This window comes from Alistipes sp. AM16-43 (assembly GCF_003435745.1).
GTDB classification, from domain to species: Bacteria; Bacteroidota; Bacteroidia; order Bacteroidales; family Rikenellaceae; genus Alistipes; species Alistipes onderdonkii.
Map to the genome: position 1 here is coordinate 241363 of NZ_QTUQ01000005.1, position 13413 is coordinate 254775.

At 58.4% G+C, this 13413-nt stretch carries 11 protein-coding genes; all 11 read left to right on the forward strand.

The features are described 5' to 3' along the window. The first annotated feature begins 13 nt into the window (after positions 1-13). The 11 genes from pyrF to DW189_RS11095 all read left to right on the forward strand — a co-directional run bounded on the left by pyrF (position 14) and on the right by DW189_RS11095 (position 13398). A complete protein-coding gene (pyrF, locus tag DW189_RS11045; RefSeq protein ID WP_117508229.1) occupies positions 14-718 on the forward strand; it encodes an orotidine-5'-phosphate decarboxylase in 705 nt (234 codons plus the stop codon). Between the two features lie 31 nt (positions 719-749). Continuing rightward, positions 750-1010, forward strand: coding sequence for a glutaredoxin family protein (locus DW189_RS11050; protein ID WP_022332504.1), 261 nt, complete (start codon positions 750-752; stop codon positions 1008-1010). 53 nt (positions 1011-1063) lie between these two features. Beyond that, a complete protein-coding gene (locus tag DW189_RS11055; RefSeq protein WP_232045620.1) occupies positions 1064-2167 on the forward strand; it encodes a S41 family peptidase in 1104 nt (367 codons plus the stop codon). Positions 2168-2169: 2 nt separating this feature from the next. After that, on the forward strand, positions 2170-2802 hold the full coding sequence (gene pyrE / locus DW189_RS11060) for an orotate phosphoribosyltransferase (RefSeq protein ID WP_022332502.1): 633 nt from the start codon (positions 2170-2172) through the stop codon (positions 2800-2802). 139 nt (positions 2803-2941) lie between these two features. Next, complete coding sequence (pyrB, locus tag DW189_RS11065) at positions 2942-4027, forward strand: aspartate carbamoyltransferase (RefSeq protein WP_117508147.1); 1086 nt, start codon at positions 2942-2944, stop codon at positions 4025-4027. A 250-nt stretch (positions 4028-4277) separates the two neighbouring features. Next, positions 4278-4853 carry an RNA polymerase sigma-70 factor gene (locus tag DW189_RS11070; RefSeq protein WP_117508149.1) on the forward strand — a complete coding sequence of 192 codons (576 nt, stop codon included), beginning with the start codon at positions 4278-4280 and terminating at the stop codon, positions 4851-4853. Between the two features lie 94 nt (positions 4854-4947). Continuing rightward, positions 4948-5886, forward strand: a complete 939-nt coding sequence (locus DW189_RS11075) for a FecR family protein (protein WP_117508151.1) — start codon at positions 4948-4950, stop codon at positions 5884-5886. Between the two features lie 163 nt (positions 5887-6049). Next, positions 6050-9430, forward strand: coding sequence for a SusC/RagA family TonB-linked outer membrane protein (locus tag DW189_RS11080; RefSeq protein ID WP_117508152.1), 3381 nt, complete (start codon positions 6050-6052; stop codon positions 9428-9430). A gap of 14 nt (positions 9431-9444) precedes the next feature. Beyond that, on the forward strand, positions 9445-11046 hold the full coding sequence (locus DW189_RS11085) for a RagB/SusD family nutrient uptake outer membrane protein (protein ID WP_117508154.1): 1602 nt from the start codon (positions 9445-9447) through the stop codon (positions 11044-11046). Between the two features lie 25 nt (positions 11047-11071). Beyond that, the gene (locus tag DW189_RS11090; RefSeq protein ID WP_117508156.1) at positions 11072-12214 is read left to right on the forward strand and encodes a glycoside hydrolase family 18; all 1143 of its coding nucleotides are present in this window, start codon (positions 11072-11074) and stop codon (positions 12212-12214) included. 8 nt (positions 12215-12222) lie between these two features. Continuing rightward, the gene (locus DW189_RS11095; protein WP_117508158.1) at positions 12223-13398 is read left to right on the forward strand and encodes a DUF1735 and LamG domain-containing protein; all 1176 of its coding nucleotides are present in this window, start codon (positions 12223-12225) and stop codon (positions 13396-13398) included. Positions 13399-13413: the final 15 nt, after the last annotated feature.

A 13413-nucleotide genomic window follows, 5' to 3' on the forward strand; every position in this document is an offset into this window, starting at 1 on the left:
AAAACCGTACGATATGCAACATGACGTAATTATCGCCTGCGACTTCAAGTCTGCGGAAGATACCTTCGAATTCCTCGACCTGTTCAGGGGCGAGGCACGCAAACCTTTCCTCAAGATCGGCATGGAGCTGTTCTATGCCGAAGGGCCGGAAATCGTGCGTGAGATCAAGCGCCGGGGGCACAAGATTTTCCTCGACCTCAAGCTGCACGACATTCCCAATACGGTGAAGAAAGCGATGGCCGTACTGTCGCGGCTGGACGTGGATATGTGCAACGTCCATGCGGCGGGTACCATCGAGATGATGAAATATGCCCTCGAGGGGCTCACGCGCGAGGACGGTACGCGCCCCCTGCTGATCGCCGTGACACAGCTCACCTCGACCAGCGAGGAGCGTATGCGGCAGGAACTGCTTATCAACGCTTCGATCGGCGACACGATCGTGAAATACGCGCAGAATACCAAGGCCGCAGGGCTCGACGGCGTGGTCTGCTCGCCGCTCGAAGCGGGCATGGTACACCAAGCCTGCGGAAAAGAGTTCCTCACAATCACGCCCGGCGTGCGTTTTGCAGACGGTGACGTGGCGGATCAGGTACGCGTCACCACGCCCGCCCGTGCGCGGGAGATCGGCTCCGACTTCATCGTCGTGGGACGTCCGATCACCGCTGCGGCCGACCCCGTGGCAGCCTACCGCCGCTGTGTGGACGAATTCTGCGGATAATCCGCGAAGTTACTTTTAAACGAGTATAGTTATGAAACCGGTAAAACTTTTCTACCTGAAAAACTGCCCCTTCTGCAAGAAGGCGTTGCGTTACATCGAAGAGGCCAGGGCGGCGCACCCCGAGCTGGCTGCCGTCGGGATCGAGATGATCGAGGAGTCGGAACAGCCCGAGCTGGCCGACACGTTCGACTATTACTACGTGCCGACATTCTATGTCGGCGGCGTGAAGGTGCACGAAGGCGGGGTTTATCCCGAGGAGGTGGAGAAGATTTTACGCTCGGCACTGGAATAACTCTCCGGTCGGGAAGAACCGATCCGGGGAGCCGATTCATACGAACCTGCCCGATGAAGACCTTGCTGCGAATGTCGCTGGCGGCTGCGGTCGTGCTTTGCCTGCTGCCCGCCGGGGCACAAACCCCGGCAGGGGACGCTGTGTCCGATTTCGGCTATGCCGTCGGTGTCGTGGAACGTGCCTATGCCGGCTATCCGGACAAGATCGCGGGCCGCGAAGCGGAGTACGCCGCACTGAAAGGGCGGCTGCAAAGCGAGATTTCCGGCGACCGTGACGTCTATGATGCCATTGCCGAATACCTCGGCTGGTTCGACGATTCGCACCTCCAAACACCCGGTGCCGAAGCCTACCGGGCTAAGTCGCTGCGCCGCGATACGGACTATGCCGGGCGGATGAAGCGTTACGATCCGCAGTTCATGCACTGCCGCGTGGACGAAGATACGTATTTGATCCGATTCCCGTCGTGCGACCTGACCGATGCCGAAATCGCCGGAGTGCGGGCCGCTGTCGCGGCTTACCGCGCCTCGGGCTGTGAGAACCTTGTCGTCGACATCCGCGGCAATATGGGCGGGAGCGACAATGCCTATGAACCCCTGCTCAAACTGCTCTACGACCACGAAGGTGTGGAGGATGCCATGGAGTACCGCGTATCGGATATAGCCATCGCCCACGTCCGGGAGTTTGCCGGGAATACGGAGCGGGGACGCAGGAAGGTTGCGCGTATGGAGCGAACCCCGGCCGGGGAATTTCTCGAAGAGGGCAAAACCTACCGTATCCGTTACGATTCGGTGTCGCCGGTGCCCCGGCGCGCCGCGCTGATCGTCGACGGCCGGGTGGCCTCGTCGGGTGAGCAGCTGGTGCTCGAAATCAAGGCGTGCAGCCGTCGTACGACCGTCTACGGACAGGACAACACGCTGGGGTGCCTCGACTATTCGAACTGCGAGATACTTTATTTCCCTCGGGACACGGCGCGTTGGATGATCGTGCCCGTCACCCGTTCCAACCGGATTCCCGCAGGGCGCGGCATTGACCGGGAGGGGATTGCCCCCGACGTGCGCATCCCGCTGCCGCTGCCCCGGACGCTCACCGACAACGTTGACCCGTGGGTCGAGTGGGTGGCCGGAGATTTGAAAAAAACCGAAAAAAATGCAAAATAATCATGGAGAAATCAATTGCTAAAGACCTGCTCTCGATCGGCGCGGTATTCCTGCGTCCCGAGCAGCCGTTTACCTGGGCCAGCGGTATCAAGAGCCCGATCTATTGCGACAACCGCCTGACGCTGACGGCGCCTGTCGTGCGCGGACATGTCGAGGCCGGGCTTGCCGGGATCGTCCGCACCAAATTCCCCGGTGCCGAGGTGCTGATGGGCACTTCGACCGCCGGCATCGCCCATGCGGCCATCACGGCGACGATCCTCGACCTGCCGATGGGGTACGTGCGCAGCGGTTCGAAAGACCACGGCCGCGGCAACCGGATCGAAGGCAAACTGGAGAAGGGGCAGAAGGTCGTCGTGATCGAAGACCTGATCTCGACCGGCGGTTCCTGCATCGAGGTGGTGAACGCCCTGCGCGAAGCCGGTGCCGAGGTGCTGGGTGTGGCTTCGATCTTCACCTACGGCATGAAGAAGGGGCTGGAGCGCCTGAAAGAGGCCGATGTGGTCAATTACAGCCTTTCGAACCTCGATGCGCTGGTGGAGGTCGCCGCCGAAGAGGGGTATATCGAGCCCGGGGATAAGGCCCGGCTGCTGAAATTCCGCGACAACCCCTCGGACGAAAGCTGGATGGACAAATAGTTCGCTGCGGCCGCGTATTCCCGGCCGGGCCTTTCCTGCCGTGCGGGGATATGCCCGCACGCAGCCGGGGTGGAACCGCGGGACATACCGGCGCCGATACGGACTACGCAACCCGAAACCGAAAACAGAGAAGAAAAATATGCGACATTTAATCGATCCGACCGACCTGACGGTTGCCGAAACCGAACAGATCGTTGCGCTGGCGGAGGACATCATCGCCAACCGTGCCAAATACAGCGAGGCGTGCAAGGGAAAGAAGCTGGCGACGCTCTTCTACGAGCCCTCGACCCGTACGCGCCTGAGTTTCACCTCGGCCATGATGGAGCTGGGCGGCAGCGTCATCGGTTTCTCGGACGCCAACTCGTCGTCCGTGTCCAAGGGCGAGACCGTGGCCGATACCGTACGTGTGATCCGCTGCTTCGCGGATATCATCGCCATGCGCCACTTCAAGGAGGGGGCGCCGCTCGTGGCCTCGCAGTACGCCGGGGTGCCGGTCATCAATGCCGGCGACGGCAGCCACAGCCACCCGACGCAGACGCTGACCGACCTGCTGACGATCAAGCGCGAAAAGGGGCGTTTCGACAACATGACGATCGGCTTCTGCGGCGACCTCAAGTTCGGCCGCACCGTCCATTCGCTTATCAAGGCGCTGTCGCGCTACTCGGGCATCAAGGTCATCCTGATCGCCCCGCAGGAGCTGCGCCTTCCCGACTACATGCTGGCCGAGATGAGCGAGAACTCGAAGCTGGAGTTCCGCGAGGTGGAGACCATGGAGGAGGTGATGCCCGAACTGGACGTCCTCTACATGACGCGCGTACAGAAGGAGCGCTTCCTCGACGAGGAGGAGTTCGACCGCGTGAAGAACAGCTTCGTGCTCAACCCCGAGAAACTCGGGTCGGCCAAGAAGGATATGATCATCCTGCATCCGCTGCCGCGCGTGAACGAGATCACGCGTGCCGTGGACAACGATTCCCGCGCGGCCTATTTCCGGCAGGTCGAGAACGGTAAGTTCGTGCGTATGGCACTGATCCTGACCCTGCTCCGCTGGGCTGACCGGAACAAACCGTTCGAACGGACTCCGGTTTTCAACGGCGAGTATGTGGTCAACGAGATGGAGTGTTCCAACCGCCGTTGCATCTCCGCGACGGAGGATGTCGACCAATTGTTCTACCGCACGGCCGACGGCACCTGCCGCTGCGCCTACTGCGAGGCCAAAGCCAGGTAACGGGCTGGCAATTCGGGCTGAAAGCTCCCTTTGAGGAGCTTTTTTTATGTCCGGTGCGGAAAAAACGGTTTTTTGTCAGGGATTTCCCGCGCTGGGGTGTTATTATATAAATGGCAGGGATTTATGGAATAAATTCTGTTGCGTTGCCCTACCCGGAGTTTGGCGCTGGCGGGTATGGCCGTTTATTTTTTGCGTTTTTAGGGCGCGGATATTGCACACTTTCCTTATATTTGTTTAAATGAATGAGTGTATGGAGTTGCAATCCGAGACGATTCTGGATCTGAAGGCGTTCAACCGCCTGTTCGGGGAGTACCAACAACGGTTTATCCGTTTCGCGGGCACTTATGTCTCCGATGCAGCCACGGCCGAGGATATCGTCATGGAGAGCTTTATGGCCGCCTGGGAAAAACGCGACATGCTTTCCGCCTCCGCCTTCCCTCCCTACGCGCTCACGATCGTCAAGAACAAATGCCTGAACCATCTGCGTTCGCAGGGCGTCCGCCTGCGTGCCGCCGAGGATATCCACTCCCACGGTGCGCGCATGCTCCGAACCCGCATTTCGACCCTCGAAGCCTGCAACCCCGAGGAACTGTTCAGCGAGGAGGCGCGGCGGCTGGTGAACGAGACGCTGGACAGACTTCCGGAAAAGACCCGCACGATCTTTATCCGCAGCCGCTTCGACGGCAAAAGCTATAAGGAGATCGCCGCCGAAATGGGCGTTACGGTCAAGAGCGTCGAGTTCGAAGTCTCGAAGGCGATGAAAATCCTGCGTGTGGTGCTCAAAGATTACCTGGCTTATTTTATTTTCTGGTTTTATATCAATTGATAATCATTCGTTTAACTTGCTTCACCCGGGCTTTCCCTGAAAAAAGTGCGATTTTTTTCAGGGATTTCCCCGGCTGGGGTGTTATCTCTATGTCATGGAAAAAGAATTACTACACCGGTTTTTTGACGGGCGCGCGTCCGTAGAAGAGGAAAAACAAGTCCTCGACTGGATCGACCGTGATCCGGCCAACCGCAAGGAACTGCTTGCCGAGCGCCGTTTGTTCGATTCGATGCTGATGCTGGCCGACCCCGGACGCACGACACGCAAGCCGAAGGTTTTGACCCTGCCGCGCTGGACACGCGAAGTCCTCAAATACGCTGCGGTCATCCTGGTCGTTGCGGGAGCGGGGGGCATCTACGTCTCGCGGATGTATGACAAGTTCCTGTTGACGGGCAATACGATCACCGTCCCGGCAGGCCAGCATATCGACGTGCAGCTGCCCGACGGCACGAAAGTCTGCATGAACGCGCTTTCCGAACTGCATTACCCGACCTTCTTCATCGGGCGCGAGCGTAAGGTGCAGCTCAAGGGCGAAGCGTTTTTCGATGTGTCGCATGACCGGAAGCATCCTTTCGTCGTCGAGACCTATGCCTGCGACGTGGAGGTGCTGGGTACGAAATTCAACGTCAAGGCCCGCTCGGAAGACGGGGAGTTCGTCGCCTCGCTCGTCGAGGGTAAGGTGCGCGTGACGGATCGCTTCAATTCGAACAACCAGGTCGAGCTGCATCCGCGCGAACAGGTGACGCACCTCAACGGACGGCTGATCCTGGGGCGGATACCCGAACACGAAGGGTTCCTGTGGCGCGAGGGGCTGATTGCCTTCCGCGACGCTTCGTTCGGGGATTTGCTCGATGAGTTCGAGAAATATTACGGCGTGAAGATCGAGGTGCAGCGCCAGGATATGCCGACCAACCTTTTCACCGGGAAGATCCGTATCTCCGAGGGTATCGACCATGCCCTGTGGGTTTTGCAGCAGAGCGCCGATTTCCAGTATACGCGCAACGAATTGAAAGACATGATTTATATACACTGACCAACCTAACCTGATTGTAGTACCTAAGCCCAGATTTATGTGAAAAATTGCCCCTGACCTTAGACGAATGACGAGGCGTGCCCCGGACAGCGCCTTTAAACCCCTCCCCCGAGCAGGGCAGGGGATCCGGGAAAAACCAATAACCTAATTAACTGACCAACGTATGAAAATGAAAAACCAAGCGAGAGTTAGGTTTCTCTTGCCTGTTTTGACACTTGTATGCTGCCTTTTCGCGGGCACGGCAAGTGCGCAGTCCGTACCGGTAACCCTCCGGGTTTCGGACGCTCCCCTTGAGCAGGTGCTCAGTGCAATCGAAAAGCAAACCACCTACCTGTTCGTTTACGACAAGAATGTGGACGTGGCGTGCCGCGTGTCGATCGATGTGAAGGACACGCCGCTGAACAATGTGCTCAATACGCTTTTCCAATCTTCCGATATCGCTTATGCCGTCGAGAATACGTCGATCGTACTCTCGCAGAAAGCCCCGGCCGCACAGCCCGGCCAGCCTGTCACCGTGACGGGCAAGGTCGTCGATGCTTCCGGTATGCCGGTGATCGGCGCTGCGGTCATTGTCAAGGGGACTACGATCGGTACGAGTACCGGCGTGGACGGCGATTTCTCGCTGCAAGTTCCCCCCCCCTCGGCTGACGCCGTATTAGAAATCAATTATTTAGGCTACGAACCGATCGCACAGACCGTAGGCAGCCGCACCAACATCACCTTTACGCTCCGGGAGTCGGCGGTGGATGTGGACGCGGTCGTGGTTACTGCCCTCGGTATCAAACGCTCGGAAAAGGCGCTGTCGTACAACGTGCAGCAGGTCAACTCCGAGGACATCGTGGCCAACAAGGACGTCAACTTCATCAACTCGCTCAGCGGCAAGGTCGCCGGTGTGACGATCAACTCGTCGTCCGGTGGCGTCGGCAGCGCATCGAGGGTCGTCATGCGTGGTCAGAAGTCGATTTCGCAGACTTCGAACGCCCTCTACGTAATCGACGGCGTGCCGATGTTCACGACGGCCCGCGACGGCGGCACGGAGTTCGCCTCGCAGGGTACGACCGATCCCATCGCCGATATCAACCCCGAGGACATCGAGTCGATGTCGGTGCTGAACGGTGCGGCCGCTGCGGCACTCTACGGTTCGGATGCCGCCAACGGTGCCATCGTCGTCACGACCAAGCGCGGCAAGGCGGGCTACACTTCGGTGACCGTATCGAGCAACACCGAGGTGATGTCGCCGTTCGTCCTTCCCGAGTTTCAGAACCGTTACGGTACGGGCGATCTCAATTCGAGCGAAGGTTCGATCGTCCGCAGCTGGGGCAATCGCCTGAACAGCTCCAACTATATGGGGTACAGCCCGCGCGATGACTATTTCCAAACCGGCGTAACGGGTACCGAGAGCGTCTCGCTCTCGACGGGTACCGAGAAGAACCAAACCTATTTCTCGGCCGCGGCGGTCAACTCGCGCGGAGTAATTCCCAACAACGGCTACGACCGTTACAATTTTACGTTCCGCAATACCACCTCGTTCCTCGGTGACAAGCTGAAACTCGACGTGGGTGCCAGCTATGTGATGCAGAAAGACCGCAACATGACCAACCAGGGTACCTACAACAACCCGCTGGTCGGCGCTTACGTCTACCCGCGCGGCAACGACTGGGCCGATATCGAAATGTACGAGCGTTACGATCCCGCCCGCCGCCTCTATACCCAGTACTGGCCCGTAGGCGATGCCGGCATGACGATGCAGAACCCCTATTGGATCAACTACCGCAACCTGCGCGAAAACAACAAAGACCGTTACATGCTGAACGCTGCACTCTCGTACGACGTGCTCGACTGGCTCAATGTTTCCGGCCGTCTCCGCATCGACAACAGCAACAACGACTATACGGAAAAATTCTATGCTTCGACCTTCACGCAGTTGACCGAGGGTTCGAAAAACGGCCTCTACGGCATCACGAAGACCAAGGACAAGCAGGTCTACGGCGACGTGCTGGTCAATATCAACAAGACTTTTGGCGAGGACTGGTCGCTGCAAGCCAATGCCGGTGCTTCGATCTCGGACATGCGCTACGACGCCATGAAGGTGCGCGGCCCGATTCCCGACGGTGAGATCACCGACGAAAAACCTCTGCTGGCCAACGTGTTCAGCGTGCAGAACCTGAGCAACACCTCCAAGACCAAGCGGCTGCAGGAAGGGTGGCGCGAGCAGACCCAGTCGATCTTCGCCTCGGTTGAGATCGGCTTTAAGAACACCTACTTCCTCACGCTGACCGGCCGTAACGACTGGCCTTCGCAGCTGGCCGGCGAGCATTCGGTGAAGAGCTCGTTTTTCTATCCCTCGGTCGGTGCTTCGGTCGTGCTGTCGCAGCTCATCCCCGAGATGCCGAAGAACCTCTCCTACGTCAAACTCCGTGCGTCGTACGCATCGGTGGGTGTGGCTTTCGAGCGTTACCTCGCCAACCCGCGTTACAGCTGGAACGAGAGCGGCCTGAACTGGAGCACCCAGACCCGGTTCCCGATTTACAACCTCAAGCCCGAGCGCACCAAGTCGTTCGAGGTCGGTCTGACGATGCGCTTCCTGCGCCACTTCAACCTCGACTTCACTTACTATAACACCAAGACGCAGGATCAGACCTTCGAGCCGAATATCTCGACCGGTTCGGGTTCCTCCAAACTGACCATTCAGTCGGGTAACGTCCGCAACCGCGGTTTCGAGGTCGCACTGGGTTACAGCAATACGTGGGGCAAATTCTCGTGGGATTCGAACTACACGCTGTCGGCGAACAAGAACAAGATTCTTTCGCTTGCCGACGATGTGGTCAACCCCGAGACCGGCGAGCACTTCTCGGTCGATCAGCTCGATATGGGAGGTCTTGCCGATGCCCGCTTCATCCTTCGTGAGGGCGGTACGCTGGGCGACTTCTATTCGCGCATCGACCTCAAACGCGACAGCAACGGCGCCGTCTATATCAACGAGAAGGGCGAGATCGCTTCCGAGTCGATCACCGACGTCAACAGCTACATCAAGCTGGGTAGCGTGCTTCCCGATGCCAACATGGCATGGCGCAACGACTTCCGCTGGCGTAACTTCAACTTCGGCTTCATGGTTTCGGCCCGCCTGGGCGGCGTGGTATTCTCGCGTACGCAGGCCATGCTCGACTACTACGGTGTTTCCGAGGTTTCGGCCGTAGCGCGCGATGCCGGCGGCGTGATGATCAACGGCGGCGACCTGGTGGATGCCAACAAATGGTACACGGCCATCGGCAGCGGTAACTCCGTTCCGCAGTACTATACCTATTCTGCCACCAACGTGCGCCTGCAGGAGGCTTCGATCGGCTATACGATCCCGAAGAAAAAGCTGGGCGACATCTGCGAAATTACCTTGTCGCTCGTGGGGCGCAACCTGTGGATGATCTACAACAAGGCTCCCTACGATCCCGAGACCGTTGCGACGGTGAACAGCTACTACCAGGGCATCGACTATTTCATGTCGCCTTCGACGCGTAATATCGGGTTCAACCTCAGACTTAAATTCTAATCTGCACGATGACTATGAAATTCAATATATTAAAACCGGCTTTGGCTGCGTTGGTACTTGTCGGTACGGCCTGCACCGCCAACTACCTCGATATAAATACCAATCCTTACGAGCCCTCCGAGGACGACATGCAGACCGACGGCTATATCATCGGCTCGGCGCTGACCTCGCTCGCGAGCACCGTCGTATCGACCGACGTCAATACGGCGCAGTTTACCGATGTGCTGCTGGGCGGCCCCATGGGTGGGTATTATTCCACGACGGGTGGCTTTACCCGTACGATCATGAATTACAATCCGACGGACGACTGGACGAACGTTTTCATGTATAGCGACAGGACGATCCCGGTGCTTTACTCGAACCTGCGCGAGCTGAAGAAGGTGACCGACGACCCCATCGTACTGGCGATCGCCGACATCATCAAGGTAGCGGCCATGCACCGCGTGACCGACACCTACGGCCCGATCCCCTATTCGATGATCGGCGAGAACGGCCAGATTCAGGTGCCGTACGATTCGCAGGAGAAGGTTTACGACAAGTTTTTCGAAGAGCTGGATGCCGCGATCAAGGTGCTTACCGAGCACCGCACGGATGCTATTTCCGCAAAAGCCGACTATATCTACGGCGGCAGCGCCGAGAAGTGGTGCAAGCTCGCCAATTCGCTCAAACTGCGCCTGGCGATGCGTATCGTCTATGCGAACGAGGCTAAAGCCCGCGAGATGGCCGAATCGGCCGTGAACAGCGAGGTGGGCGTCATCACGTCGAATGCCGACAACGCCAGGCTGACGTCGTTCGGTGCCGACGGCAACCCCATTTACGTGGCAGTCAACTACAACAAGCCCGCAGACTGCATGACGGGCGGCGATACGCATGCCGCAGCCGACATCATCTGCTACATGAACGGTTATTCAGACCCCCGCCGCGAGAAATATTTCACGCAGTCGGAGTGGCCCGGTCAAACCTATGTCGGCATCCGCCGCGGAATCGTGATTCCGCCTCTGGCATCCGTTGGCCGCAAGTACTCCGGCGTCAATATCTCGATCTCCTCGCCCGTCACGTGGATGAATGCTGCCGAGGTGGCTTTCCTGAAGGCCGAGGCGAAGGGTGTCTTCGGGTTCAACATGGGCTCCGGCGAGGCCAAGGACTTCTATGACGAAGGCATCCGCCTCTCGTTCGAGGAGTGGGGTGTGTCGGGTGCCGACACTTACCTGGCCAATACCACGGGCAAACCGCAGCTCTATGCCGATCCTGCGAACTCGAATTCTTATGCGCAGGAGTTGTCCGATATTACGATCGCATGGGATGAAGGGGCTACTCCGGCCCAGATGCAGGAGCGCATCATCACGCAGAAGTGGATCGCCAACTGGCAGCTGGGCAACGAGGCATGGGCCGACTACCGCCGCACGGGTTATCCCCGTCTGATGCCTGCCACCGAGGATGGAAACAAGAGCCTCGGGGTCGTCGATTCCGAACTCGGGGCGCGCCGTATGCCTTATCCGGCAGACGAATACACGACCAACAACGTGAACGTCAACAATGCGGTTTCGTCGCTTCTGAAGGGTGCCGACAACATGGCGACCCGTATGTGGTGGGATTGCAACCCCGCGATCAAATAATAACCAACCCGAACGCTAAACGATTATGAAACGAAATATCAAGAAATTTCTGTTCCCGGCCGTAGCCGTTGCAGTCCTCTCTTTTGCGGCGTGCAGCGACTGGACGGAGACCGAAAGCCTCGACATCAACTATCCTACGCTTGAGGAGCAGAATCCCGAGCTCTACAAGCAGTACCTGAAGGCGCTCCGGGATTACAAGGCGGGCGAGCACAAGGTCGTCCTCGTCTCGATGGACAATACCACCTCGGCTCCGGCCCAGCGCAACGAGCACCTGACGACGATGCCCGACAGCGTGGACATCATCTGCCTGATGAATCCCGACAACCTGCATCCGACCCTGGCCGGTGAATTCGCCAAGGTACGCGAGAAGGGCACCCGGGTGATCTACAACATCGACTATAATGCGATCGAGAAACTCTGGGAGAAAGTCCTCGCGGATGAGGAGGCCAACAAACCCGAAGAACCCGCGAATCCCAGCACCCCCGAGGCGACCCAGGACGAAGGCGGCGAAGGCGGCGGCGAGGGCGAACCGACCCCCGAGGAGGAGCTGGAGCTCCGTTTCCTGGAGTTCTGCAGGCAGCAGACCGTCAGTCAGCTGAACCTGTGTGCCAAATATGGTTACGACGGTGTCCAGGTGAACTATACCGGCCGTGCCCCGCAGGCTATGCAGGAAGAGGAAAAAGCGCAGTATGCCGCACGCCAGGAGGCGTTCTTCTCGAACGTGAAGACCTGGAACGAGGCCAACTCCGGCAAAGTGCTGGTCTTCCAGGGTAACCCGCAGAACCTCATCGACAAGTCCGTCCTGGGCGAATGCGATTATATCGTCATCCCCGCATTGACCGCAACTTCGGCCGACAAGATGTCGTTCGCCGTGCTGATGGCCGCCGTGGAAGATGTCCCGACCGACCGGTTCGTCATCGGCGTGACGACCCCGTCGCTCACCGACCTGAGCGATGAGAGCGGTTATTTCTCCGGCTACGAGGCCGACGGCAAGACGCGTGTGCGTGCCACCAAGGGCGCTGCCCAGTGGGTCGTAAGCCCGGCGTCGGGCTATGAGAAACTGGGTATCTCCATCGCCAACGCGCAGAACGACTATTTCAACCTGACTTTGGTTTATAAAAACATCCGGGAGGCGGTCGACATCCTGAATCCCGCACCTAAAAACTAATGCGACCTATGAAACTCAACAAGTTAAATATTGCTGTCGCGGCTCTTGCCGCCGTTGCCCTGGCAGGCTGCAAAAACGAGGATCTTTCCAGGCAGCATTACGACAATAAACTTTTCATCTCGGCGACGAATTTCACCGACGAGATGCTTATCAAGGCTGCGAATCCCTCCTATGAGCGTGAAATCACGGCCGGTATCGCCAAGCCCGTCGGGCAGGACATTTCGATCGAGTTCGCCGCCGCGCCCGAGTTGTTCGACCACTACCGCCAGGCTTACTACGACGAGGACGTGAAGCTGCTCTCCGAGGAGTTCTACCAGTTCGATGAGACGAAGACCAGGATACAGGCCGGAAGCGTGGCGAGCGTTCCCGTGACGATCAGGTTCGTCGACGTGAACCTGCTGGACAAGAACGAGCGCTATGTGCTGCCCGTGACGATCCGTTCGGTGTCGGGTATCGACGTGCTGCCCAGTGCCCGCAGTGTTTACTATATCTTCAAGGGTGCCGCGCTGATCAACGTCGTGGCCGGTATTACCGAGAACCGTGCTTGGCCCGACTGGAAGGATGCCTCGCCCGTAACCAACATGCGTACCTTCACGCTCGAGGCGCTGATCAACGGCAATGCGTTCAAGAACCAGATCTCCACGATCATGGGTATCGAGGGCAAGTTCCTGGTGCGTATCGGCGATTCGGGCGTGGATCCCAACCAGATTCAGATCGCTTCGTCGAGGAACCTGACCAATTCGGATCTCAAGCTCGATGCCGGCCGCTGGTACCATGTGGCCGTGACATTCGAGTCGGGAAGCGTGAAGGTATACCTCGACGGTGCGGAGAAGTGCAGCGGCAACGTCGGTACCTCGTCCGTGAATTTCGGCGTGAAGCATTCCGACGAATCGGACGGCAAGCCCCGTTGCTTCTGGATCGGTTACTCGTATGCCAGCGACCGTTATTTCGACGGCCAGATCTCGGAAGTGCGTATCTGGAACAAGGCGCTGACCCCGGAGGAGATCAATGCCCCCGACCATTTCTACCAGGTGGCCGCGGCTTCCGACGGACTGGTGGCCTACTGGAAATTCGACGAGGGAGCCGGCAAGACCATCAAAGACCAGACCTCCTACGGGAACGATCTTACCGTCGAGAAGGAGTTGAAGTGGGTGAATGTATCGCTTCCCGAGCTGGGTAAATAATCTGCTAACCTTTAA

Excerpts from the sequence above, each read along its gene's own strand:
- pyrF (WP_117508229.1), top strand. The coding sequence starts at position 14 with ATGCAACATGACGTAATTATCGCCTGCGACTTCAAGTCTGCGGAAGAT.
- DW189_RS11050 (WP_022332504.1), top strand. The coding sequence starts at position 750 with ATGAAACCGGTAAAACTTTTCTACCTGAAAAACTGCCCCTTCTGCAAG.
- DW189_RS11055 (WP_232045620.1), top strand. The coding sequence starts at position 1,064 with ATGAAGACCTTGCTGCGAATGTCGCTGGCGGCTGCGGTCGTGCTTTGC.
- pyrE (WP_022332502.1), top strand. The coding sequence starts at position 2,170 with ATGGAGAAATCAATTGCTAAAGACCTGCTCTCGATCGGCGCGGTATTC.
- pyrB (WP_117508147.1), top strand. The coding sequence starts at position 2,942 with ATGCGACATTTAATCGATCCGACCGACCTGACGGTTGCCGAAACCGAA.
- DW189_RS11070 (WP_117508149.1), top strand. The coding sequence starts at position 4,278 with ATGGAGTTGCAATCCGAGACGATTCTGGATCTGAAGGCGTTCAACCGC.
- DW189_RS11075 (WP_117508151.1), top strand. The coding sequence starts at position 4,948 with ATGGAAAAAGAATTACTACACCGGTTTTTTGACGGGCGCGCGTCCGTA.
- DW189_RS11080 (WP_117508152.1), top strand. The coding sequence starts at position 6,050 with ATGAAAATGAAAAACCAAGCGAGAGTTAGGTTTCTCTTGCCTGTTTTG.
- DW189_RS11085 (WP_117508154.1), top strand. The coding sequence starts at position 9,445 with ATGAAATTCAATATATTAAAACCGGCTTTGGCTGCGTTGGTACTTGTC.
- DW189_RS11090 (WP_117508156.1), top strand. The coding sequence starts at position 11,072 with ATGAAACGAAATATCAAGAAATTTCTGTTCCCGGCCGTAGCCGTTGCA.
- DW189_RS11095 (WP_117508158.1), top strand. The coding sequence starts at position 12,223 with ATGAAACTCAACAAGTTAAATATTGCTGTCGCGGCTCTTGCCGCCGTT.